Origin of the sequence: Duncaniella muris, assembly GCF_003024805.1 — a bacterium.
In the GTDB taxonomy this organism is placed as follows: Bacteria; Bacteroidota; Bacteroidia; order Bacteroidales; family Muribaculaceae; genus Duncaniella; species Duncaniella muris.
In genome coordinates this window covers 1-25,226 of the sequence record NZ_PUEC01000034.1, presented here as the reverse complement: position 1 = coordinate 25,226, position 25,226 = coordinate 1, and the positions used below count along the sequence as shown (strand labels likewise).

The 25,226-nt window shown below is 46.6% G+C and carries 13 protein-coding genes and 3 pseudogenes; 12 read left to right on the top strand and 4 right to left on the bottom strand.

Going from position 1 to position 25,226, the window contains the following annotated elements; translation table 11 throughout:
- The 4 genes and pseudogenes from C5O23_RS12130 to C5O23_RS12110 form a co-directional block, all read left to right on the top strand.
- Positions 1 to 206 (top strand): ATP-binding protein (locus C5O23_RS12130; protein ID WP_161553606.1); only part of this gene is annotated, 206 nt, incomplete at its 5' end.
- 103 nt (positions 207 to 309) lie between these two features.
- Positions 310 to 4,110 (top strand): annotated as a pseudogene (locus tag C5O23_RS12125) (N-6 DNA methylase); the annotation flags it as partial.
- Positions 4,111 to 4,577: 467 nt separating this feature from the next.
- The gene (locus C5O23_RS12115) at positions 4,578 to 5,294 is read left to right on the top strand and encodes a hypothetical protein (protein WP_107033195.1); all 717 of its coding nucleotides are present in this window, start codon (positions 4,578 to 4,580) and stop codon (positions 5,292 to 5,294) included.
- An 83-nt stretch (positions 5,295 to 5,377) separates the two neighbouring features.
- Positions 5,378 to 6,238 (top strand): hypothetical protein, encoded by an 861-nt coding sequence (locus C5O23_RS12110; protein ID WP_133166562.1) that lies wholly within the window; start codon positions 5,378 to 5,380, stop codon positions 6,236 to 6,238.
- 85 nt (positions 6,239 to 6,323) lie between these two features.
- On the opposite strand, the gene mobV is transcribed toward C5O23_RS12110, so the two are convergent.
- The 4 genes from mobV to C5O23_RS12085 form a co-directional block, all read right to left on the bottom strand.
- Positions 6,324 to 7,652: a MobV family relaxase gene (gene mobV, locus C5O23_RS12105; RefSeq protein ID WP_107033193.1), complete on the bottom strand. Its 1,329-nt coding sequence runs from the start codon at positions 7,650 to 7,652 to the stop codon at positions 6,324 to 6,326.
- A gap of 384 nt (positions 7,653 to 8,036) precedes the next feature.
- Entirely contained in the window at positions 8,037 to 9,380 is a 1,344-nt protein-coding gene (locus C5O23_RS12095; RefSeq protein WP_107033191.1) for a DUF3987 domain-containing protein, read from the bottom strand.
- Positions 9,377 to 9,742, bottom strand: a complete 366-nt coding sequence (locus C5O23_RS12090; protein WP_107033190.1) for a MerR family transcriptional regulator — start codon at positions 9,740 to 9,742, stop codon at positions 9,377 to 9,379. The genes C5O23_RS12095 and C5O23_RS12090 overlap by 4 nt, the downstream gene beginning before the upstream one ends.
- A gap of 901 nt (positions 9,743 to 10,643) precedes the next feature.
- Positions 10,644 to 11,900, bottom strand: coding sequence for a site-specific integrase (locus C5O23_RS12085; RefSeq protein WP_107033189.1), 1,257 nt, complete (start codon positions 11,898 to 11,900; stop codon positions 10,644 to 10,646).
- A 222-nt stretch (positions 11,901 to 12,122) separates the two neighbouring features.
- Here C5O23_RS12085 and C5O23_RS12080 point away from each other — a divergent pair.
- The 8 genes and pseudogenes from C5O23_RS12080 to C5O23_RS12045 form a co-directional block, all read left to right on the top strand.
- A pseudogene (locus C5O23_RS12080) lies at positions 12,123 to 14,021 on the top strand (helicase-related protein); the annotation flags it as partial.
- Positions 14,022 to 14,678: 657 nt separating this feature from the next.
- Entirely contained in the window at positions 14,679 to 16,604 is a 1,926-nt protein-coding gene (tet(Q), locus tag C5O23_RS12075; RefSeq protein WP_004291466.1) for a tetracycline resistance ribosomal protection protein Tet(Q), read from the top strand.
- Entirely contained in the window at positions 16,604 to 18,922 is a 2,319-nt protein-coding gene (locus tag C5O23_RS12070; RefSeq protein WP_004291467.1) for a hybrid sensor histidine kinase/response regulator, read from the top strand. Before tet(Q) ends, C5O23_RS12070 begins: the two co-directional genes overlap by 1 nt.
- Complete coding sequence (locus tag C5O23_RS12065; protein WP_004291471.1) at positions 18,915 to 20,237, top strand: sigma-54-dependent transcriptional regulator; 1,323 nt, start codon at positions 18,915 to 18,917, stop codon at positions 20,235 to 20,237. The genes C5O23_RS12070 and C5O23_RS12065 overlap by 8 nt, the downstream gene beginning before the upstream one ends.
- 279 nt (positions 20,238 to 20,516) lie before the next feature.
- Complete coding sequence (locus C5O23_RS12060; RefSeq protein WP_004291474.1) at positions 20,517 to 20,939, top strand: dihydrofolate reductase family protein; 423 nt, start codon at positions 20,517 to 20,519, stop codon at positions 20,937 to 20,939.
- Positions 20,940 to 21,177: 238 nt separating this feature from the next.
- Positions 21,178 to 21,783, top strand: coding sequence for an RteC domain-containing protein (locus tag C5O23_RS12055; RefSeq protein ID WP_004304269.1), 606 nt, complete (start codon positions 21,178 to 21,180; stop codon positions 21,781 to 21,783).
- Positions 21,784 to 22,084: 301 nt separating this feature from the next.
- Positions 22,085 to 23,215 carry an ATP-binding protein gene (locus C5O23_RS12050; protein WP_004291480.1) on the top strand — a complete coding sequence of 377 codons (1,131 nt, stop codon included), beginning with the start codon at positions 22,085 to 22,087 and terminating at the stop codon, positions 23,213 to 23,215.
- Positions 23,216 to 23,231: 16 nt separating this feature from the next.
- Positions 23,232 to 25,100 (top strand): annotated as a pseudogene (locus C5O23_RS12045) (P-loop NTPase fold protein); the annotation flags it as partial.
- Positions 25,101 to 25,226 lie beyond the last annotated feature (126 nt).

Sequence of the window (25,226 nt, the reverse complement as noted above, 5' to 3'; positions counted from 1 at the left end):
GCGCACACCTTACGGAAATCATCGAAGACCGCCATGGTCGCAAATCAATCATCGTGACATCACAGCTCCCCGAACTGGACTGGTACGAAGCTATCGGTGACTCCACAGTGGCAGATGCAATACTCGATCGCATTGTCCACACTGCTCATCGAATCACGCTTACCGGCGAAAGCGTCCGTAAGCTCAAAGCTATAAAAAGCAGATAAGACAAAATAAAATTGACCCCGTCGGCCAGAACGTTTTCAGGGGTCAATTCAAAATATTTTCAGGGGTCAATTCAACCTTGGTCTAAGGGGTCATCCGAGCCTGGGTTTTCCATGTATCCTCAACCCTGCAAAGGAACTGACGGATGCCGTCCGGTGGGCGAAATCCGACCTCGAACTGTTCGCCCCGACGGTGGAGCTGCACAGGCTTATCCGTGAGAACAGCAAGGACGAAACAGAGTACAAGCGGTTTGTGGATTCGCTGAAAGCGTCCGTGCTGACCGCTTTCTACACCCCCAAAGAGATAACCGACACCATCGCGGACGTGCTGGCAGATTACAGCGTCCGCCCCGCCCGTATGCTCGAACCGTCGGCAGGTGTCGGCGTGTTCGTGGATTCCATGCTGCGGCACAGCCCCAATGCGGATGTGATGGCTTTCGAGAAGGATCTGCTCACGGGTACAATCTTGAGGCATCTCTATCCCGACCAGAAAATGCGCACCTGCGGTTTTGAGAAAATCGAAAGACCGTTCAACAATTATTTCGACTTGGCGGTGTCCAACATTCCGTTCGGTGACATTGCCGTGTTCGACGCGGAGTTTCAGCGGAGCGACTCTTTCGGCAGACGCTCCGCCCAGAAAACCATCCACAACTATTTCTTTCTCAAAGGACTGGATGCCGTGCGTGACGGCGGTATCGTGGCGTTCATCACCTCGCAAGGGGTATTGAATAGCACCAAGACCTCCGTGCGTAACGAGCTGTTCAGTCAGGCCAATCTGGTATCCGCGATACGCCTGCCCAACAACCTGTTCACGGACAACGCGGGCACGGAGGTGGGCAGTGACCTGATTGTCCTGCAAAAGAACCTCAGCAAGAAGGAAATGTCGCAGGACGAGCGGCTGATGACCGTGATACAGACGGACACGAAAACCGCCCTGACCGACAACGCCTATTTCATCCACCACCCGGAACGCATCGTGCATACGATGGCGAAACTTGACACAGACCCCTACGGGAAGCCCGCTATGGTTTATCTGCACGAGGGCAAGGCAGCAGGCATCGCCGGGGATTTGCGCCGTATGCTCGACGAGGATTTCCATTACAGGCTTGCCATGCGCTTGTATTCGGGTTCAATCCGGCAGGCAGGAACGGAAGAAAAAGTTGCCGTTCAAAATAAAGTAGAGCGTCCTGCCATAAAATTGGAAACAGTATCCTCGGCGCAGACGGTGGAAACTCCGACAGAAAAGCCGCAACCCGCAGATGAAAAGCCGGAGATAGAACCGCGCCCGCAATATTCCGCAGGCGTGCAGCTCACCCTGCTTGACCTCTGGGGGATGACGGAAGAGGTCAGCCAACCGAAAACCTCCAAAAAGAAAAAGACGGTGAAAAAGGCAGTTACGGCAAAGTCCACTCCGCCCAAACCGAAAGTCACGGTTACACCGACAGCTCCAACTGCAAAACCCGCAATGGAGAATAAGGAGGTGAAAGCGGAGAACACCGCCAAGCCTGCCGACCCGGACGACATCTATGCCACACTGGACTGGGATACCAATCCTCCCATCAACGGTTTCTATGAAATGATGATGGGTTTGACGCCGGAGCGTAGGAAAGAACTTCGGGAACTGGCAAGGCAGCATAACGAGAAACAAGTGGCGGAAAAGACGGAAGTGAAAGCCGTGCCGGAAACTTCCCGTGAGCAGCCACGACAGGAGGAAACACAGCCGGAGGCAGTCGCCGCACCTGCCGTTACAGATACCCCATCGGAAGCGGTGGGGACTTTCCTTTTCCCCGACATCGAAGCGGAAAAGCCGAAGGAGGAAGTCGTGGACCTTTCTCCGCGTGCCTACCACCGCACGCCGGAGATGCACCTGCGCGAAGGGTCGCTGGTGGCTGACCGGGGGCGTCATAACATCGGCTACCTGAAAGACATCACGCCATACGGGGCGACATTCCAGCCGCTCGACCTGAAAGGATACCAGAAGGAAAAGGCGTTGTTGTATGTGTCGCTGCGTGACGCCTACGAGCGTCTGTACCGTTATGAATCGCTCCGGCGCGAGGCAAATGTTCCGTGGCGAGAGCATCTGAATACCTGTTACGATGAGTTTGTCATGCGCTACGGCAACCTCAACGCCAAGCAGAACGTGAAGTTAGTGATGATGGATGCGGGCGGGCGCGACATCCTTTCGCTGGAACGGATGGAAAACGGAAAGTTCGTCAAGGCGGACATCTTCGAGCATCCTGTTTCCTTCGCGGTGGAGAGCCATGCCAACGTAGGCTCTCCCGAAGAAGCCCTGTCTGCGTCGCTCAACAAATATGGTACGGTCAATCTCGACTATATGCGGGAGATAACCGACAGCACGGCGGAGGATTTGCTCACTGCCCTGCAAGGGCGCATCTACTACAATCCGCTCGTGACCGGTTACGAAATCAAAGACCGTTTCATCGCCGGAAATGTCATAGAGAAAGCGGAACGCATAGAGGCATGGATGGGTGACAATCCCGAAAATGAGCGTATGCCGGAGGTGAAGCAGGCGTTGGAGGCTCTGAAAGATGCCGAGCCGCAGCGCATCGCCTTCGAGGATCTGGACTTCAATTTCGGGGAACGCTGGATTCCGACGGGTGTCTATGCCGCCTACATGAGCCGGCTGTTCGACACGGAGGTGAAAATCGCCTATTCCGCAAGCATGGACGAGTTTTCGGTGGTGTGCGGCTACCGCACCATGAAAATCACGGACGAGTTTCTGGTGAAGGGGTATTACCGGAACTATGACGGTATGCACCTCCTAAAACACGCCCTGCACAACACCTGCCCTGACATGATGAAGTCCATCGGCAAGGACGAGCATGGCAACGACATCAAGATGCGCGACAGCGAGGGAATACAACTCGCCAACGCCAAGATTGACGAGATACGAAACGGCTTCTCCGAATGGCTCGAAGAGCAGTCGCCGCAGTTCAAGGAGCGGCTTGTGACGATGTATAACCGCAAGTTCAACTGTTTCGTGCGCCCGCGCTACGACGGCTCCCATCAGACCTTTCCCGACCTCAACCTGAAAGGGCTGGCAAGCCGGGGTATCAAGAGCGTCTATCCCTCACAGATGGATTGCGTCTGGATGTTGAAACAGAACGGCGGCGGAATTTGCGACCACGAGGTGGGAACCGGTAAGACGCTGATAATGTGCATCGCCGCGCATGAGATGAAGCGTCTGAATTTGGCACACAAGCCGATGATTATCGGGCTGAAAGCCAACGTTGCGGAGATTGCAGCCACCTATCAGGCGGCATATCCCAACGCACGTATTCTGTACGCTTCGGAGAAGGACTTTTCGACCGCCAACCGTGTGCGCTTCTTCAATAATATAAAGAACAACGACTACGATTGCGTCATCATGTCGCACGACCAGTTCGGCAAGATACCGCAGTCGCCGGAATTGCAGCAGCGCATCCTGCAAGCAGAGCTTGACACGGTGGAGGAAAACCTCGAAGTGCTACGGCAGCAGGGAAAGAACGTGTCGCGGGCGATGCTGAAAGGATTGGAGAAGCGCAAGCACAACCTTGAAGCGAAGCTGGAGAAGGTGGAACACGCCATAAAGTCACGCACGGACGACGTGGTGGATTTCAAGCAGATGGGCATCGACCACATCTTCATAGATGAGAGCCACCAGTTCAAGAATCTGACTTTCAACACGCGCCACGACCGTGTGGCGGGATTGGGAAACAGCGAGGGAAGCCAGAAGGCACTTAACATGCTCTTTGCCATACGCACCATACAGGAGCGCACAGGAAAAGACTTGGGTGCGACCTTCCTCTCCGGCACGACTATCAGCAACTCACTGACTGAATTGTACCTGCTGTTCAAGTACCTGCGCCCGAAGGAGCTGGAACGGCAGGACATAAGGTGTTTTGATGTGAGATATTTATAATGCTGATTACCAGCAATAAATCACAATTTAAGTGTACTAAAAATGTACTTATTGCGATAATTAGAGTAAATGGAATAAAGGAATTTATGGATTTTTAAGGGGAGTTAGTTATTTTTAATTCGATTCTTTTTCGCTCTTTTGCTGATAATTCGAGAGGATATATAGCCTTACATTGAGAAAAAATCACTATCTTTGTAATTGGATTGACAGCGGTCAGTCCGCTACATTCTGGAAAAATAAGAAGCGTTATGCTCAATCTTGTAACTTGAAAACGTAGGACACTTTCTGTAGAGCAAGGATTAGCATAGTGGTTCTCACGCATATGCGTGGGTCACTATCGTTACATCTGCTCTCATGGTTTCCTACGACCTTCAAGTTAAGACGTGGCATAGTTGGCTCACGTTTTTTGTTTAATATACGGGAAAGGGCCATTCTCGACTTAATCATTTGTTATGCCATATTTTATAAAAAACGGCGATTTAAATTACTCCGAATTTGTGGAGGCAATAAAGAAAATAAATTCTGCGACAAGTATCACAGGAATAGACTACACTGATATCCAAGTAGTAGGCGATAAAGTTGTTGGCACTAGAGCGTCCACTAATAATCATTTTAGTATTTCTCTAAAAAGACTTTACGAAGCTTACTGCAACATACTTGTTTTTACAACAGCAGACCTTAAACCTTATGTGAATAGAGTTCAATCACCATCTCTTGCTATTCTTAGGGCTATTAATGCAATAAAGGAAGGAGATGATGTGCAGCCGGATTTGATGACAAACCCTAATTGTGATGTCGTAATATCTAAAGAAAGCTTTGGAGAAAGTTATCCTTGGCTTAAAAAGTTTCTGATTACATTTTTCATCGCAGGATTAATAATGCTTCTCAGTCAACTATTCCCTGAAAGCAAAGTTGAAAATGGAAGATTAACTGATGCTGCCCATACAGAAGCTGTAATGGCTATTAAATCTCAAATAAATAATCCATCAAGTTATGAAGGTGGAAGTTGGAATGACGCAGTATGGGATTCAAATTCTCAGACAAAACGCTATGTGTTAAAACACAATTTTACGTGTAAAAACAGTTTTGGTGAGCGTGTGCGTCACATGGCTTTTATATATTTCGATGTAAAAGGAAAGCCTACTGACATTGAAATCTTGGAATATTGAAAGAAAAAATATATCATCTGTTAAATTCAATTTATTAGGTTGGTATGAGAGTGGCATTATCTATCAGCATTTTGGCATTCATCATGAATATTGTATTTCCATCCTGTCAAAATAATACACAAGATGTGCCTATATTTAAAACCCAAAAAGAGCTTACTGAGTGGATTAAATCGATAGTGATTAAAAACATCAAAGATTCGGTGTCGGCAAAATCCGTTGACATTATTGAATGGACTTATATCGCAACAGCCAACGTAGACAGCATTAAGGATATCTATCTCCAAAAAGGATTATTAGACAATAATGATAGCGACAAATACTCCGAATTTATAATCAATGTCGATGAACACGAACAATGGGCATATAAGGTATTGGGTGACGCTTACCTATTGGGCGGCTTTTTTCATGAGCCTTGTGCAGTCTCAGTATTAAAAGATATTCACATGGGAGGAGATAATGAGAAACATCCGATTTGTATACGCATAAACGAAATCTATATGGATAGTGTATTTATCAAGGAGCCTTATGCAAATTATTGGCAGTTAAATAACGATTGTCCCGTTTCATTTCGGACTTATTTTGGTTTATGGCGTTCATTTGTCGGTTGGCTACCTCAAGGAAACTCTTATATTGCAGCCTGCAAATTCAAATGTAACGGTAGTCTCAAGATTGATGGCGGGTGGTCTATTTTTTTCATAAATGGGAATGGGGTGGTTGTCTACATGATTCCAATGCTTGATTTTGCTCAAATAATGCGCATTATCAATAAGGATTATTGGTGGGAGATAATAGAATCTTTCACTCCTGAATATAGTAAAAAATATATGGATTCACTTTTGCCGATACATGGAGGCTTTGTAGACAAATTTGGCACAGAATATAATAGAAATGGTAAAGAAATTAGATATGGCAAGGAATTTGGCGAGTGGTCTATTTCACATTAAGAAGACATTTAAACTGAATAAAACAGATTATCTTCAAAAAAATTAAGTTCCTGAAATTCAATACATCCAGGAACTTAATTTGCAATCAGATTTTATGCTTGCGTAATTGTCTTGGCTCTTTTGGCCTGAGGCCGAGCTTTTCAAAGAGTTTGCGAGCCATATCACGGAACCACTGAAAGACGCTTACGCCGTCGATATTCAACATGAAACGGTGTGTATTCTCCGGATCTCTTTCCAATTTGGCAACTGACCCCTCTGTGCGGAAGGTCTGATTGTGTTCCGACGAGAAAAGGGCTCCGGCAAATCCTACCTTTTCTTGGGCAAGTATGCGCTGCGTGAAGCGGTCGGGAAATCCGATGTGGGTACAGTATCGTCCCCAATTCAGCAAATCTTCAAGGTCAGGGAAATACCGGGCAATGTCAGCCTTGTATTTCTGGAAATCTCCGTTTGCCTCGTTGGAGAGTTTCTGCATTTGGAGCCGGGCAACATCATCGGAGAGTTTTGATGATGTCGCCATGAGCGATTTGTTTTCGGCGGCGAGAGAAGAATTAGCCTCGGTCAACCGGGTGTTTTCGGAATAGAGTTCATTGTTCTGCTGCCGTATCTCCTCGTTTACCTGCGTGAGCATGTTCTTCCGGGTGTCGAGGGCGGTAGTCCGGCACTCAAGGTTCTCCACCTTGCTCTCCAAAGATTTTTTCTCTTTGTCGAGCTTTCTTTTCTCAATGGAGAGATTGCCGATGTCTTCTTCAAGACCTTTCTTCTTCACCATGCAGTCGCGGTAATATTCGTGCTGCCCGATGTGGCGCGCCTCTGAACCACGGATGCCACGCTCCAGACCGTATTTCGCCATAGCCTCGGCATAGATGTCCTGATAGCGGCTCATCTTTCCGCGCTCCATTATGTCGTCGGCGCACAGCCTCGGACGGTTGGCGGCTTTTGTGCGGTAACGCTTCTTTGCCGTCGCCTCCCTCGCTTTCTTCTTTCTCTCGGCGGTCACTATCGGAACGACGGCGATGTGAAGATGCGGAGTGCGCTCGTCCATGTGCAGTGCGGCTCCGACAACGTTGTCACCGCCGAATGTGTCGCGCGCCCATTTTATGTTGTCGGCAATCCATTCGTCGAGCTTGCCGCTGTCGATGATTTTCTGCATACCCTCGTTGTCGGAGGTCATTACCAGGTTGAGGCACCGAACCTGCCTGTCGGAGATTTTGCGGGTAATCCCGGCATTGGCTATGCGGTGTTCGACAGCCGCCGCAAGCCCGGTTGTCCCGTCTGGATATTCGACCAGATTGTAGCGGTTGAGATGCGTCCGCGTCGGGTCCGCGTTTTCGGGATGGGCGGTGCGCTCGATATGCTTGGCTATCGAGTTCAGCGACGAGTTCGCCTTGATGATGTGTAACACTGCGTAGCTCATAGGCGGACGAGTTTAAGTTGCGGAGCAATCGGAGTGTACGGCTTCATGTTAAGCCGTTGAGGGGTTTCCAAAGGGATGTCACCCTTTGGCATATTGGGGATATTTTTAGCGTATCGGAACGATATGCGGCTCGGAAAATTCCCTAATATGCTAAGGAATTTCCCGCGTGTCTGTAATTTCCGTGCGCGGCAGCACGGATGGAACTGCTCCGCGGATGAGGGGCGCAGGGCGGTAAACCACTGTAACGGGTATAGTGGTACACCGAGAAAAAACATCGATTTCATCATTTCAAATTTAGAGATAACCCCGTGGCACTTTCGGCATTTTGGCACAATCGCCCGTAAGGGAGAAAATGCCAAAGTGCCAAAAATGTCAAGGGTAAATTTAGAATCTGGTATATGTGCCGTGGCTGTCGTGAGAGAAGAAAACTCCCCGCTTGTCACGCAGGAAACGCTTGAATGTCCGTTCCGGCATCCCGTTCTTGGCGGCTATCGCCACTCCCTCGGCGGTGGAGAACGTGGCGGGCAGTTCCGACATCACGGCAAGCTGCACATCGGTCAGCGCGTCCTCGCCGATGATGCCCTGCACCCTCGTAGCCGTTACTCGGAAATACTCCGTCAGACGGATAGCCCTCTCGACGGTCGCCGCCTCTATCGCCTTTTTCTTTTTTGCCCCGCACGCCCAATCGGAGAGGGCGAGCAGAAGGCAGAACCGCACGGCATAGATTTCAAGTTTGCTCGCAATCGCCGTGAGCGTGTCGCTCCCCTCGGCGTTGCACCGCTCCGTGGATTCGTTCTGCCATGAATAGAGGCGTTGGAGAGCGTCCGGCGAGAACGGTACACTTTCGGGCATTATGTCGCCGCTGGTGTCAGCCGCAGGAACAATCCCGGTCAGTCTGCCGACAATCTCACGCCACGCCGAAACGATGTCGAATGAGGGCGATTTTCTCTCGCTGTTCCATTTCGCCTTTGTCTGGTCGTCCGGCACCACATAGAGAAAACGCTCGGTGAAACCGTTTGAGTTGCGGTTCCCTGCGGCAAGCTCGCCCAGCACTTTGGGCTGGATCGTGCCGATGACGCAGAGGAACGGATTGCGGATGAACACGCCGCTCTGACTGCTCTTGCGGTCGGACATGGCTACCTTGTGGTTGAACACCGACATCCAGAACTCCGATTCGGAGCCGTTGTTGTAGCGGTTGAAATTCTTGAACCACCCGGCAAGCTCGTCGGCATAGAGGCACAGCCCCCTCGGATTTTCCGAGAGGATGCGGTGTACCGCCTCCGGCGTGACATCCTGCATTGTGAAGCGGATGCGCCTCGGTTCGGTCGGGTTCGTTTCATAGCCGTTTGCGGCTCTCTCTTTCGGCGGCAGCTCCATCGCCGCGAGATAGCGTTTCATAGCCTCGGAGAAGATTGCCGACTGCTCCGCGTCGAAATCTATGAGCGGCTGCATGGCGAAGCTCAGCGGGTGGCTCTTGTTGGCTCCCGGACGACCTACGAGGGCGACGAAAAGAATACAGTATTCCTGCCAGCCTGCCATGTGTTCGGCGTTGTGTGTGTTTCCGACAGCGGCGGCAACCGCCGTCAGCATCGACATGGCGAGATAGTCTTTCGGAAATCCGAGGGTCGTGTTCGCCTCGTCTATGATTTCACGCATCTTTCTCGGAAGCACATCAATGGGAAAGGGGTTGCGGGAGGTCTTTTCTGCGGTTTTTTCTTCTTTTTTCATCGCCTCCCTCCTTTCCCTGTTGTGGCGGGCACGAGTACGCCGACGGCGTTTCCGTCGATGAGGCGCGCCTCCGCCCACTGCAACAGCTCGGATTTTCTGAAATGCAGCTTGGAGCCGAATTTCTGGAACGGCACGGTTCCCGCGCTCGTTTCCTTGTAGAGCTGTCCTTTCTTTATCGGGTAGCCGTTGGAGTTGAGGAACTCCAAAGCCCCCTTCATGTCAAGTGATTCACATTCGTTGTTTGCCGTGGTAACGGCGCGTGCGGAAGCGTTGGCTTCCTTTTCGGCGAGATATTCCTCCACCGACCCCCTTACGAGAAGTTTGAGGACTTCCACCAGAGGGAGATGCAAAAAGTCAGTCATGTTGATTCGGATTGTGGATGTTTGAGTGGTCTGGGGATTGTTTAGCGCATCGGGCATGGGCTTTTAAGGATTAAAAACGTTTGCGGTGTCATCATACAGATGTGGGGGTGTTGTCAATAGGGTTAATATGTGCCTTCCAGCCCATGACTACACCCGGAGGGATAAGGCTGGTCGGCGGTTAAACTAATATCGGACAATCGTCCGTGTGCTTGCAAAGCGGCGAAAACCACTGAAATATCGGCTCTGATGCCCGGCTCTTGCCACGGGATATAAGGCAATAACGGGGCTGCCTGTTATCGCGTGCGGATTTTTCCGCGTTGATAACGGTCTTGAATATGCCTGATTATATCGGCGATAATCACCTTTCACAAGGGTGCGGTCGGCAGAGGGGGAACACTGATGCCGCTGCAATCATCATAGCGGTTTTAATCATTGTGCCCGGCACGTCGGCTGCCATTGCTCCGTTACTTTCAACAAGGAGAAATCCGCGATGGTTCGCAGTGTCCGGCTTTGTCCGCGTTATTCCGCCATGTGTCCTGCTTTTTCTTTTCGGCGGTCATTTCTCCTTTCGACGCAACGAAAATACAATTCCGATACGGATTATCCGAATTTTCAGCACCTTGCGACTGCGTTTGACTGTCGCCGGACTGAAAATGACTGTTACCCTTGTCGGATTGCTATATTAAGATACGAAAATTTTTTGAATTATGCAAATGTGAAGTGAAATTTGGCGATGAGAAGAAAAAGGACACCGGGTATCCCTCCCGATGTCCGACCACTAAAATCCACAATCAAAATGATTTTGACTGCGATTTCGTATGCAAAGTTAGCTTTTTATTCTCACTTGCACAACTGAATAACAACCCGATAATGCGAAAAGTGCGATTGACTTGAGCGATTTTTAAGTTTCCGCTGCTCCGAAACCGATTGAGCCGAGGCTGTTGACTGCATCCATCTTCTGCTTGTCGAAAACATGGAGATACTTTTCGGTTGTGGTTATCCCGCAATGCCCCATAAGCTCCGATACCGTCTTTATATTGACACCATTGTCGAGCATATTGACCGCGAAGGAATGTCTGCCGCAGTGCCATGAAATCCATTTTGTTATTCCTGCCTCCTTAATCCACCGTTTGAGGTGTTTGTTGCAGGTTGAGTAATTCGGCAACTTGAATATCAGTTCGTTTGGGTCGTATGGCTCGGAGGGCTTGCCTATCAGTGCAAGCAAATCATCGTTAAGCGGAAACGACACGGCACTGTGTGAGCTTCTTGATTCTACTTTCTTCTGATTAAAACGCAGTGTCCGTGTGGAGGCATCCACATTCCCGTATGTAAGCAGTTTCACATCACACCATCTTGTGCTGGTGAAAAGAGTGAATATGAACGCTCGTTGTACTTCCTTGTGTTCGCCTTCATAGTGTGTACCGACAAGCGTTCTCACTTCATCGAGAGTGAGAACCTCTTTTGTAACCTGATTGCGGTCGTGTTTGACGGATATGCCCTTGCAGGGATTGCCGCGCATCAGACCGTCCTCTATCGCGTCAAGCACGATGCGCTTGAAATAATGATACATTTTGTTCGGACCCTCTCCCTTGCCGTTTGCCCGGAGGAATTCAGCGAATTTCAAGACAAGTTCCGGGGTTATGGTTTCCATGTGCAAGAATGTGTCATACTTGCTGTATCTCGGTGTTTCCTTGAGAAAACGGATGAAACGGTTGTAAGTCTGGACAACTGACTTTCGGACATAGTAAGTGAACCTCTCCGATTCACATTTCTCCTTGAAATAGGCGAGGAAATTTGTCTGTCTGTCCTTTTTCAGCCTGTATCCTGCTCGGTCTTCAAGAAACGCCTGCTCACGTTCAAAACGTATCTTCTCGGCGAGTGCCAGAGTGTTTTTATTCTGTATCCTTTCCTCTTGGTTTCTCGGATGAAGCCAGATATAGAGATTCAGATTTTCTTTTCGGCGGTCGTGCTTGACCTTGAACTTTGGTTTCCCTGCCATCGCTCCGGTGGTATAGAATACTTGATTTCCGTCCTCGTCAAGCACCGGGGATTCAGTGCGTCCGAGATAGTATTCCAGATAGAGGCTTGCGCGTCCGTCTTTCAGTTCGGACTGCTGGAGCTTCGGATTCTGCTTATTTCGCGTTTGGATTTTCGCCATTTATTGAGTAATTTTGTTGTTATAGAACAAAGGTAGCCACACGTTGCGAAACGTGAAAATTGCCCTCAACATCTATTAACAACTGAAATGTACTAATTGTGTACTAAATGCGAAAAACAGTCGAAAACACGGCAAATCAATCAAACGACACAATTCGCTAAATCATTGATATTCTTCATATTTATCCATATCTAATTATATCGGTTTTCTATGCGTTGAGTTATCTGTTGTTTCGACGCTTGGGCGGCGATATTTGCCAAGAAGACGACGGATTTTGAATTTAACGTGACGAACAATGTGGTCCAGAAGGAGCGTTTCCGCTACTTCATCAAAGTGCCGGAGCTTGCCGCCTTCTATAATGAAATCACGGACTACCGCACGGCGGAGGATGTGGGCGTTGACCGTCCTGCCAAGAACGAGATACTGCACCATATACCGCCCACGCCGGAACAGGAGGACTTCATACAGAAACTGATGCAGTTCGCCAAGACGGGCGATGCCACCTTGTTGGGCAGGCTGCCGCTTTCGGAAACGGAAGAAAAGGCGAAGATGCTCATCGCCACGGACTATGCCCGGAAAATGGCACTCGACATGCGCATGATAGACCCGAATTACGAAGATCATCCCGACAACAAAGCGAGTCACTGTGCCAAGATGATCGCGGAGTATTATCAAAAATACGACGCCCAGAAAGGCACGCAGTTCGTTTTCTCTGATTTGGGGACATACCAGCCGGGCGACGGGTGGAACGTCTATTCGGAAATCAAGCGCAAACTGACGGAGGACTACGGTATACCGCCAAGCGAGGTGCGCTTCATTCAGGAGTGCAAGACCGACAAGGCGCGGAAGGCGGTGATAGACGCCATGAACGCCGGGACGGTGCGTGTGCTGTTCGGCTCTACCTCTATGCTCGGAACGGGTGTGAACGCCCAGAAACGGTGTGTGGCTATCCATCATCTCGATACGCCGTGGCGACCGTCCGACTTGCAACAGCGTGACGGACGCGGAGTTAGGGCAGGTAATGAGATTGCCAAACATTTCGCCGGGAACAACGTGGATGTAATCATCTACGCGGTGGAGAAGTCACTGGACAGCTACAAGTTCAACCTCCTGCACTGCAAGCAGACTTTCATAAGCCAGCTCAAAAGCGGTGCGATGGGTGCGCGTACCATCGACGAGGGGGCAATGGACGAAAAATCGGGCATGAATTTCTCGGAATACATGGCGTTGCTCTCCGGCAATACCGACCTGTTGGACAAGGCGAAACTGGAAAAGCGGATCGCATCGCTCGAAGGGGAACGCAAGTCGTTCAACAAGGGCAAGCGTGATTCGGAGTTCAAGCTGGAGTCAAAGACCGGCGAGTTGCGCAACAACACGGCTTTCATAGATGCCATGACGGAGGACTGGAACCGCTTCCTGTCGGTGGTGCAGACCGACAAGGAGGGCAACCGCCTTAATATAATAAAGGTGGACGGAGTGGATTCCGCCGATGAGAAGGTCATCGGAAAGCGTTTGCAGGAGATAGCCAAGAATGCCACGACCGGAGGGTTGTACACGCAGGTCGGTGAACTTTACGGTTTTCCGATAAAGGTGGTGAGCGAAAGGATACTCAAAGAGGGATTGGAGTTCACCGACAACCGCTTCGTGGTCGAGGGGAACTACAAGTACACCTACAACAACGGGCATCTGGCGATGGCTGACCCGTTGGCCGCCGCCCGCAACTTCCTCAACGCGATGGAGAGGATACCCTCCATCATCGACCAGTACAAGGCGAAGAACGAGGTGCTGGAGATGGAGATACCGCAGTTACAGGAGATAGCGGGTAAGGTGTGGAAGAAGGAGGACGAGCTGAAGCAGTTGAAGTCCGAACTTGCCGCCCTTGACCGAAAAATTCAGCTGGAGCTTGCGCCACCCACGCCCGAAGTCGCAGAAAAGGAGAATGAAGGGCAACAGCTCAAGCCGGAAGCGGAAGATGTGAGGAACAGGCAGGCGCAATATCCCGAAAATGCACCGCCGCAGATACGCAGTCCGGCGGATAGTATCGTTGCCAACCATGTCATAATCGGGCGTCCGGGACTGTATGCCAAGGAGGAAACCCGGTCCAAAGGATTGAAAATATAACCTAAGGAATTTTATCTGAAGTATTAATAAGGGCTATCCCAAAAGGTCTAAAAGTAAATTTTATCCTTTCTGCAAGTATCTATAGGATGGCAACTGCATTTTTTTCTTTTTGGGCAGCCCTTATTAAAATTTATTCTTATTTTAGGTTATATACATTCATGTCCATTTATGTAAAAAATTCCTGCTGACCTTGTTTATGTCTTGTCAGTCACCATTTGCAAAACCATATTTGACCCTCAAAGAGGCTGAATTTGATAAGTAACTTGCTACATACTCATAATAAGGAGCTAAATAGAACACGAATGGGAAATACACAAATGCTAAACTAAAGAAGATATTGGCCAAAATAAACGCTATACCGAGAGAGAAACTTGATTTTTCAACTTCCTAAAACGGTGTTGTTCAAACATTTCTACTTATTTGTACTTGCCAGTTGAACCTACGCTTCCCTAATAAAATGTCTATGGTAAAAAGTTAAAAAATCCTCCCACTTTTGTTAGATATATTTTTTTGTGTAATTTTGTAATCGTTATGCGGCAGTAATAATATACATATTAATACGAGTTAGTAATCCTGTAGTTCTCATATGCTACGAGGAGGTATTAAAAGGTGCGTTTCGACAATGCATCTACTGTAGTATATTATTGCTTAATCCAAATGAATATTATAAATTTAGGAATTCTTGCTCACATTGATGCAGGAAAAACTTCCGTAACCGAGAATCTGCTGTTTGCCAGTGGAGCAACGGAAAAGTGCGGCCGTGTGGATAATGGTGACACCATAACGGACTCTATGGATATAGAGAAACGTAGAGGAATTACTGTCCGGGCTTCTACGACATCTATTATCTGGAATGGAGTGAAATGCAATATCATTGACACTCCGGGACACATGGATTTTATTGCGGAAGTGGAGCGGACATTCAAAATGCTTGATGGAGCAGTCCTCATCTTATCCGCAAAGGAAGGCATACAAGCGCAGACAAAGTTGCTGTTCAGTACTTTACAAAAGCTGCAAATCCCGACAATTATATTTATCAATAAGATTGACCGTGCCGGTGTGAATTTGGAGCGTTTGTATATGGATATAAAAACAAATCTGTCGCAAGATGTCCTGTTTATGCAAACTGTTGTCGATGGATCGGTTTATCCGGTTTGCTCCCAAACATATATAAAGGAAGAATACAAAGAATTTGTATGCAACCATGACGACGATATATTAGAACGATATTTGGCGGATAGCGAAATTTCACCGGCTGATTATTGGAATACGATAATCGCTCTTGTGGCAAAAGCCAAAGTCTATCCGGTGCTACATGGATCAGCAATGTTCAATATCGGTATCAATGAGTTGTTGGACGCCATTTCTTCTTTTATACTTCCTCCGGCATCAGTCTCAAACAGACTTTCAGCTTATCTCTATAAGATAGAGCATGACCCCAAAGGGCATAAAAGAAGTTTTCTTAAAATAATTGACGGAAGTCTGAGACTTCGAGACGTTGTAAGAATCAACGATTCGGAAAAATTCATCAAGATTAAAAATCTAAAGACTATTTATCAGGGCAGAGAGATAAATGTTGATGAAGTGGGTGCCAATGATATCGCGATTGTAGAAGATATAGAAGATTTTCGAATCGGAGATTATTTAGGTGCTAAACCTTGTTTGATTCAAGGATTATCTCATCAGCATCCCGCTCTCAAATCCTCCGTCCGGCCAAATAAGCCCGAAGAGAGAAGCAAGGTGATATCCGCTCTGAATACATTGTGGATTGAAGACCCGTCTTTGTCCTTTTCCATAAACTCATATAGTGATGAATTGGAAATCTCGTTATATGGTTTGACCCAAAAGGAAATCATACAGACATTGCTGGAAGAACGATTTTCCGTAAAGGTCCATTTTGATGAGATCAAGACTATCTACAAAGAACGACCTATAAAAAAGGTCAATAAGATTATTCAGATCGAAGTACCACCCAACCCTTACTGGGCCACAATAGGGCTGACTCTTGAACCCTTACCGTTAGGGGCAGGGTTGCAAATCGAAAGTGACATCTCCTATGGTTATCTGAACCATTCTTTTCAAAATGCCGTTTTTGAAGGGATTCGTATGTCTTGCCAATCTGGTTTACATGGATGGGAAGTGACAGATCTGAAAGTAACTTTTACTCAAGCCGAGTATTATAGCCCGGTAAGTACACCTGCTGATTTCAGACAGCTGACCCCTTATGTCTTCAGGCTGGCTTTGCAACAGTCAGGTGTGGACATTCTCGAACCGATGCTCTGTTTTGAGTTGCAGATACCCCAAGTAGCGAGTTCCAAAGCTATTACAGATTTGCAAAAACTGATGTCTGAGATTGAAGACATCAGTTGTAATAATGAGTGGTGTCATATTAAAGGGAAAGTTCCATTAAATACAAGTAAAGACTATGCCTCAGAAGTAAGTTCGTACACTAAGGGCTTAGGCATTTTTATGGTTAAGCCATGTGGGTATCAAATAACAAAAGACGGTTATTCTGATAATATCCGCATGAACGAAAAAGATAAACTTTTATTCATGTTCCAAAAATCAATGTCATTAAAATAATGGAGCGGTCAGGAAATTTCTATAAGGCAATACGGTTGGGATATATACTTATCTCCATTCTTATCGGATGTATGGCATATAATAGCCTCTATGAATGGCAGGAGATAGAAGCATTAGAACTTGGCAATAAAAAAATAGACGAGCTCCGAAAAGAAATAAACAATATCAATATTCAAATGATAAAATTTTCTCTATTGGGTGAAACAATACTGGAATGGAACGATAAAGATATCGAGCATTACCATGCACGGCGTATGGCAATGGACAGTATGCTCTGCCGTTTCAAGGCCACCTATCCAGCAGAGCGCATCGATAGTGTGCGCAGTCTTTTAGAGGATAAGGAACGACAGATGTTCCAGATAGTCCGGTTAATGGATGAACAACAATCTATTAACAAGAAGATAGCCAATCAAATTCCGGTTATTGTACAGAAAAGTGTGCAGGAACAGTCCAAAAAGCCAAAACGAAAAGGTTTCTTAGGCATATTCGGCAAAAAAAAGGAAGTAACTCCAGCAGTATCAACCACTATCCTTCATTCGGTCAATAGAAACGTAATCAGCGAACAGAAAGTGCAGGATCGCCAATTGTCGGAACAAGCCGACAGCCTTGCAGCTCGTAATGCAGAACTTAACAGACAACTGCAAGAATTGATTTGCCAAATAGAAGAAAAGGTACAAACCGAACTGCAAAGCCGGGAAAACGAAATAGTTGCCATGCGTGAAAAGTCATTTATGCAAGTAGGCGGTTTAATGGGATTCGTTCTTCTATTGTTGTTAATTTCCTACATCATCATACATCGTGATGCAAAAAGCATTAAACAATACAAGCACAAGACAACTGATTTGATAAGGCAACTGGAACAATCCGTACAACGGAACGAGGCACTGATAACGTCAAGGAAGAAGGCGGTACATACTATCACCCATGAACTGCGCACACCGCTGACAGCAATAACAGGCTATGCCGGACTGATACGGAAAGAACAGTGTGAGGATAAGTCCGGGCAGTATATCCAAAACATACTGCAATCCTCCGACCGTATGCGGGATATGCTTAACACTTTGCTTGACTTCTTCCGCCTGGACAACGGCAAGGAACAGCCCCGTCTGTCACCCTGCCGGATTTCAGCAATCACGCACACACTTGAAACGGAGTTCATGCCTGTTGCCGTGAACAAAGGGCTGTCCTTGTCCGTGAAGACTGGACACGATGCCATTGTATTGACCGACAAAGAGCGAATAATACAAATCGGGAATAACCTGCTGTCAAACGCTGTCAAGTTCACAGAAGAAGGCGGTGTTTCTTTGATTACTGAATATGATAATGGAGTTCTGACACTGGTCGTTGAAGATACAGGTACAGGCATGACAGAAGAGGAACAGAAACAAGCGTTCGGTGCGTTTGAACGTCTATCAAATGCCGCCGCAAAGGAGGGTTTCGGGCTTGGGCTTGCCATAATGCGTAATATTGTGTCGATGCTTGGCGGAACAATCCGTTTAGACAGCAAGAAAGGGAAAGGCAGTCGTTTCACAGTTGAAATTTCTATGCAGGAAGCTGAAGAACAGCTTGGATATACAAGCAATACACCTGTTTATCATAACAATAAATTCCATGATGTTGTCGCCATTGACAATGATGAGGTATTACTTCTGATGCTGAAAGAGATGTATTCCCAAGAAGGAATACACTGCGACACTTGCACCGATGCTGCGGCACTGATGGAAATGATACGCCAGAAAGAATACAGCCTGTTGCTGACAGACTTGAATATGCCCGATATAAACGGTTTCGAATTGCTGGAACTGTTGCGTTCGTCCAACGTGGGCAATTCACCAACAATCCCGGTGGTTGTGGCAACCGCTTCGGGCAGTTGTAACAAAGGGGAACTATTGGCAAAAGGCTTTGCCGGATGCCTGTTCAAACCGTTCTCCATATCGGAACTGATGGAGGTTTCCGACAGGTGTGCCATAAAAGCGACACCGGACGGGAAACCGGACTTTTCCGCCTTATTGTCCTATGGCAATGAAGCCGTCATGCTGGAAAAGTTGATAACTGAAACAGAAAAGGAAATGCAGGCGGTACGGGATGCAGCAAAAGAAAAAGACCTGCAAAAGCTGGATTCCCTGATCCACCACCTGCGCAGTTCGTGGGAGGTGCTCCGTGCCGACCAACCGCTGAATGTACTTTACGGATTGCTTCGTGGCGATGCTCTCCCGGATGGTGAAGCGTTAAGCCATGCCGTGACTGCCGTGCTGGATAAGGGAGTGGAAATAATACGGTTGGCAGAAGAGGAAAGGAGAAAATACGAAGATGAATAAGACAAAAATAATTGTGGTGGAAGACAACATCGTGTATTGCGAATATGTCTGCAATATGCTGTCACGGGAGGGCTACCGCAATATGAAGGCTTACCACCTCTCAACCGCGAAGAAACATCTGCAACAGGCAACAGATAATGATATCGTGGTTGCCGACCTGCGTCTGCCTGACGGCAGTGGCATAGACCTTTTGTGCTGGATGCGAAAGGAGGGAAAGATGCAGCCCTTCATCATTATGACCGACTACGCCGAAGTTAATACCGCCGTGGAAAGCATGAAACTCGGCTCGATAGACTATATTCCCAAACAGCTTGTGGAGGATAAACTTGTCCCCCTGATCCGTTCCATACTGAAAGAACGTCAGGCAGGACAACGCCGTATGCCTATATTCGCCCGTGAAGGTTCCGCCTTTCAGAAAATCATGCACCGCATAAGGCTGGTAGCCGCCACCGATATGAGCGTGATGATATTTGGTGAGAACGGCACGGGCAAGGAGCATATTGCCCACCTGTTGCATGACAAGAGCAAACGTGCAGGCAAGCCATTTGTGGCGGTGGACTGCGGTTCACTCTCCAAAGAGCTTGCACCGTCGGCTTTCTTCGGACACGTCAAAGGTGCATTTACAGGTGCGGACAATGCCAAGAAAGGATATTTCCATGAGGCGGAAGGCGGCACGTTGTTTCTGGACGAGGTAGGAAACCTCGCGTTGGAAACCCAACAGATGTTGCTCCGTGCCATACAGGAGAGGCGGTATCGCCCGGTCGGAGACAAGGCAGACCGGAATTTCAATGTCCGCATCATCGCTGCTACCAATGAAGATTTGGAGGTATCGGTGAATGAAAAGCGTTTTCGGCAGGATCTTCTGTACCGCCTGCACGACTTCGGGATAACCGTTCCTCCGTTGCGTGACTGTCAAGAAGACATTATGCCGCTGGCAGAGTTCTTCCGTGATATGGCAAACAGAGAGCTGGAGTGTAGCGTGAGCGGGTTCAGTTCCGAAGCACGTAAAGCGTTGCTGACACACGCATGGCCGGGCAACGTGCGGGAACTTCGGCAGAAAGTTATGGGTGCTGTATTGCAGGCGCAGGAAGGTGTTGTCATGAAAGAGCATCTGGAACTTGCCGTGACGAAACCGACCTCTACTGTCAGCTTCGCCTTGCGCAATGACGCGGAGGATAAGGAGCGGATATTGCGTGCGTTGAAACAGGCAAACGGCAACCGGAGTGTCGCCGCAGAACTGCTCGGCATAGGCAGGACAACACTATACAGCAAACTTGAAGAGTATGGACTTAAATATAAATTCAAGCAATCATAGCCCGTAATTCACTGAATTTGGCTATCTTTGCATAACATTTGAGAAAAACGGCGATTGGCAGGAGCTTTTCGCCGCCAACATATAGGATAAGACCGCAAGGCGTTTCAAGCGAAAATCTGGTAAATTGGAACTACGGAGACGATTGCGTGATGCTTATGCTATGCTTACGCATAGCGTGCATTCACGTACTCTCCGTAAAGGCTTTACCAGAGCCATCGCTTGAAGGTAGTGTGAATTGCACGCTACTTTTTTACCCTTGCCTAACGAAAGGAAACGATTATGGGTAAAGTTCAGATTCTCGCCGTACTGACGATGGACGGATGTCTTTCTTCAGAGTTATATGATAAAGCACATCAGGATTTGTGCCTTGACCGTTGCGGTCTTGATGAAATCAGGAAGAAAGCCTTTTACCGTGTGACACCGGACTATTCCATTTCAATGCTGCACGAATGGAGAAAAGACTGCACAAACATCCGTTACCTCGCGGAAGCCACACCGGACACGGCAGACTATATAAACGGACTGCTGCGGATGCACGCTGTGGATGAAATCATACTATACACCGTTCCTTTCATATCCGGAAGCGGACGACATTTTTTTAAGTCGGCTCTGCCAGAGCAACACTGGACGCTTTCCTCTTTGAAAAGCTATCCCAACGGTGTATGTCGCATTATCTATATCCTTGATAAAAAAGCAAGATAGCCAAAATGTGCGGCAAGCATACATTTCTATTTTCAGGAATAGAATAAATGTTCCGATTACAAACAATTTAAGTCGGAGATAATTTGTCCTTGTGAAAAAATACTGAATTTTATACCTCTGAAATCCAGCACTTTGTAAAATTGAGTGTTGGATTTTTTATTTTCTGCCGCGTTTTTTGCCAATTATATTCATGTGCGCACGCAGAAAACAAAGTGTAATTTTCAAAATTGACAGAACCATGAATTATTTCTTGCTGGCGGAAACCGACTTTTTCCGCCTGATAAACGAAGCCGGCGACTGCAATATGGAAACGGCATACACGGCTTTCGCCACCCAAGTGATCGAACTGTGCAACGGCGGCATGGACATGAACCTTACCGTCATCGCGCTTGCCTACATCGAAATCGAGTTGCAGCACCATCCCGTACGTAATCTGTCAGAAGAAAAAAGAGAGATTGCCGCCTACGTCAGCAAGGCTCTGTCTTTCGTAAGAAAGATGCAGAAATTCCTTGCCACGCCCCAAGTGCCACCACTAATATCCGCCAACAACGCAACAGAAACCACCGCCAGCCTTCTTCAATGGACGGGCAATGCCATCGACCTCGTGGAACTTATCTACGGCATAGACGTGATGGGCTGCATCAACAACGGCAATATGCCGCTCAAACAGCTCGCCCCACTTCTCTATAAGATATTCGGGGTTGATTCTAAAGACTGCTACCGCTTCTACACTGATATCAAACGCCGGAAGAACGAAAGCCGCACCTATTTCATTGACAGGATGCAGGAAAAACTGAACGAGAGAATGTTGCGTGATGAGGAGTTGGAGCGGATGAGAAAATAAAAAAATATCCATTACATATGAGAAGACAGGAATACTCGTATCCTGTCTTTTTATTTTCATTTAATTATATATTAATTAGCACAATATATGTGAGTTTTTCATTCCTATAAGGACAAATTTCAGAAACGTATGTCTGGTAAATTATTGAGTCATCATAGTATGAACATATATCATTACTAAAAACAATGAAACAACTTCCATAAGATTGTGGTTGTAAAAATCGCCATTTAATAGCCCGTTTTTTTTGTAAAATTCGCCAATTAAAAAAATATGATTATCTTTGCATTATATTTTATAAGGTATGGAAACAGTAAATAGAATACTTCAAGAGAAGATTACAGCACGAATCGCGCCCAATAAAGCAGTACTGATTTTTGGTGCTCGCCGTGTTGGTAAAACGGTAATGATGCGTAAAATTGTGGACAACTATTCAGGTAGGACGATGATGCTCAACGGCGAAGACTACGACACATTAGCACTATTGGAGAATCGCTCAATAGCCAATTATCGGCATTTATTGGATGGTATTGATTTGCTGGCTATTGATGAGGCACAGAACATACCACAAATCGGTAGTATTCTGAAGTTGATAGTTGATGAAATACCGGGAATAAGTGTCTTGGCAAGTGGTTCTTCGTCATTCGATTTGCTGAATAAGACTGGTGAACCGTTGGTCGGCCGCAGTACGCAATTTCTCCTTACACCATTCTCGCAACGGGAAATCGCACAGACGGAAACGGCACTTGAAACCCGCCAGAACCTCGAAGCGCGCTTGATTTACGGTTCCTATCCCGAAGTAGTAATGATGGAGAACTATGAACGTAAAACAGACTACCTACGTGATATTGTCGGTGCATACCTGCTTAAAGATATCTTAGCAATTGACGGCTTAAAAAATTCGAGCAAGATGCGCGATCTACTGCGATTGATAGCTTTTCAGTTGGGCAGCGAAGTTTCTTACGAAGAGTTAGGTAAACAACTCGGCATGAGCAAGACGACCGTTGAAAAATACCTCGACCTATTGGAAAAGGTCTTCGTTATCTATCGTCTGGGGGCTTATTCGCGTAACCTACGCAAGGAGGTTACAAAAGCTGGCAAGTGGTACTTCTACGACAACGGCATTCGCAATGCCATTATCGGGGCTTTCTCACCGCTGGCCATTCGGCAGGATGTCGGTGCGCTGTGGGAGAACTACATCATCGGAGAGCGGCGCAAAGCGAACTTCAATGAGGGACTGCACAGGGAGTTCTATTTCTGGCGCACCTACGACAAACAGGAAATCGACCTGATTGAGGAGAGTGCCGACAGTCTTACCGCCTTGGAGTTCAAGTGGGGAAATAAAATGCCGGCCGCACCGAAAGCCTTCCAAGAAGCCTATCCCTATGCCGAGTTTCATGTGGTAAATCGGGAGAATTATTTGGAGTTCGTATAATCAATAAATTACGTATATGGAAACAAAACTACAATCCAAACAGCAATATCCGCGGTTTATCCAAAATAAACCGTGTGGTATTGACAAATTCGATGGAGGTTCGCAAGAAAGGTTGGCAAAAACTATTGCTCGCCATTTTTGTCAGAATGATTCATTGGATGAGGAATGTACTTTACCTCGAATTATCGGCATCGAAGGTATTTGGGGATCTGGAAAATCCAACGTGGTTAAAATGTTGGAACGTGAATTATCAGACGACTATTACTTTTTTGAGTATGACGCATGGGGACATCAAGAGGACTTGCAACGCCGCTCTATATTGGAATTGCTTACAAGCAAACTTATTGATGATGGTATCCTATCTGGAAATGCAACAATAAAAGTCAAAGGTGGAGGTACGAAAACCGTATCATGGTCTGAAAAGCTGAAATATTTATTAGCCCGTAAAACGGAGACCGTAACCGAAAAATATCCCCTTATCAGTAATGGTATGGTTGCGGCATTTTTGGTTGCAGTTTTAACTCCGATATTTACATTTATTGCGTATGCAGTAAAACCTACACCCACAACATGGTGGTTTTCTTTATTGTCTATTATCATAGCTGCACTGCCAGTTCTTATTGCATTGTGCGTTTGGAAATGGGCATATAGCAAAGATCATAAATATGGATGGAGTTATATGTTAGCTATTTATCAAGATAAAGTCGAAAAGGACGTTTGCTATGAGACTTTGAGCGAAGACGAACCAACGGTTTACGAGTTCAAAACATGGATGCAAGACATTTCTGATTTTATCAAGGAAAAAGGACAACGTAAATTAGTCCTTGTTTTTGACAACATGGATCGTCTCCCCGCTGAAAAAGTAAAAGAATTATGGTCTTCTATCCATACGTTCTTCGCCGATAGCGGTTTTGAAAATGTTTGGGCTGTTATTCCTTTCGATGAAACACATTTAGCTTGTGCATTCGGAGATGAGACCGACGAACAAACGAAACAACTGACCAAGTATTTTATCAATAAAACTTTCCCTATTGTTTATCGTGTTGCTCCTCCTGTTATTACCGACTATCGAAGTATATTCAACAAACTGTTTGTTGAAGCATTTGGAGAAACAGAAAATGAAGCGAAAGAAACTATAAATCGGATATTCAGATTGGTAAATCCTAATGCCAATGTTAGGGAAATTATATCATATATCAATGAGATGGTCGCTCTTAAACAAGAGTGGTGTAACGAAATTTTGATGATAAACATAGCATTGTTCTGTTTGAAGAAGACGGATATTCTGGCAAATCCAGTAGAACAAATATTGTCCGGCGACTATCTGAATGGCATTCAAACAATAATTAACAATGATCTGCAAACACAACGCGAAATTGCAGCTTTGGTATATGGTGTCGATGTTGAAGATGCTCGACAAATTCCATTGAAAAAATATATTGAAGGCTGCATCAACGGAGAAGAAGACCACGACATAAATCAATATGCAGAGACTAATAAACAATTTGACACTGTATTAGAAGAAGTTATACAATGTATGGACAATGCGCTTATCGATAAGATTATACATTGTTTGCATAAATTAACTCGAAAGAGCGATGTTATTCTGCGTGTATGGCAAAGAATAGCACAATTGAAATTAAAAGAATCCATAGAGAAGCAGGTGTTCCCTGTCGAATACCAAGAACTGCTGTTGCATTTAGACACGGAAAGCCAAAACCATGTGATTGCTCAATTATATAAGAAGATAGTTCGGTTCAATGACTTCAATGGCGGCGACTATTTCAAAACGTTAGATGCAATAGACAGGTTTATTGCGCAAAATAAGTTGGCGTGCGATTTTACGTCATTGATTGAAGCAAAAACAGTCAAGCCAAATACATTTAAGTAAGTCGTAAAAATTAATTTATACTAAGCCGTATGGGCAAAATTGATATAGAGTTCAGATCCAAGCGCAGCCAACGCACGGTTAGTTGCATAGATCAGGGAGTCTGTGGAGCAATAATCCGCA

Bases quoted from the DNA above. Each gene is read 5' to 3' on its own strand.
- C5O23_RS12115 (WP_107033195.1), top strand. From the start codon at position 4,578: ATGCCATATTTTATAAAAAACGGCGATTTAAATTACTCCGAATTTGTG.
- C5O23_RS12110 (WP_133166562.1), top strand. From the start codon at position 5,378: ATGAATATTGTATTTCCATCCTGTCAAAATAATACACAAGATGTGCCT.
- mobV (WP_107033193.1), bottom strand. From the start codon at position 7,652: ATGAGCTACGCAGTGTTACACATCATCAAGGCGAACTCGTCGCTGAAC.
- C5O23_RS12095 (WP_107033191.1), bottom strand. From the start codon at position 9,380: ATGAAAAAAGAAGAAAAAACCGCAGAAAAGACCTCCCGCAACCCCTTT.
- C5O23_RS12090 (WP_107033190.1), bottom strand. From the start codon at position 9,742: ATGACTGACTTTTTGCATCTCCCTCTGGTGGAAGTCCTCAAACTTCTC.
- C5O23_RS12085 (WP_107033189.1), bottom strand. From the start codon at position 11,900: ATGGCGAAAATCCAAACGCGAAATAAGCAGAATCCGAAGCTCCAGCAG.
- C5O23_RS12070 (WP_004291467.1), top strand. From the start codon at position 16,604: ATGGAGCGGTCAGGAAATTTCTATAAGGCAATACGGTTGGGATATATA.
- C5O23_RS12065 (WP_004291471.1), top strand. From the start codon at position 18,915: ATGAATAAGACAAAAATAATTGTGGTGGAAGACAACATCGTGTATTGC.
- C5O23_RS12060 (WP_004291474.1), top strand. From the start codon at position 20,517: ATGGGTAAAGTTCAGATTCTCGCCGTACTGACGATGGACGGATGTCTT.
- C5O23_RS12055 (WP_004304269.1), top strand. From the start codon at position 21,178: ATGAATTATTTCTTGCTGGCGGAAACCGACTTTTTCCGCCTGATAAAC.
- C5O23_RS12050 (WP_004291480.1), top strand. From the start codon at position 22,085: ATGGAAACAGTAAATAGAATACTTCAAGAGAAGATTACAGCACGAATC.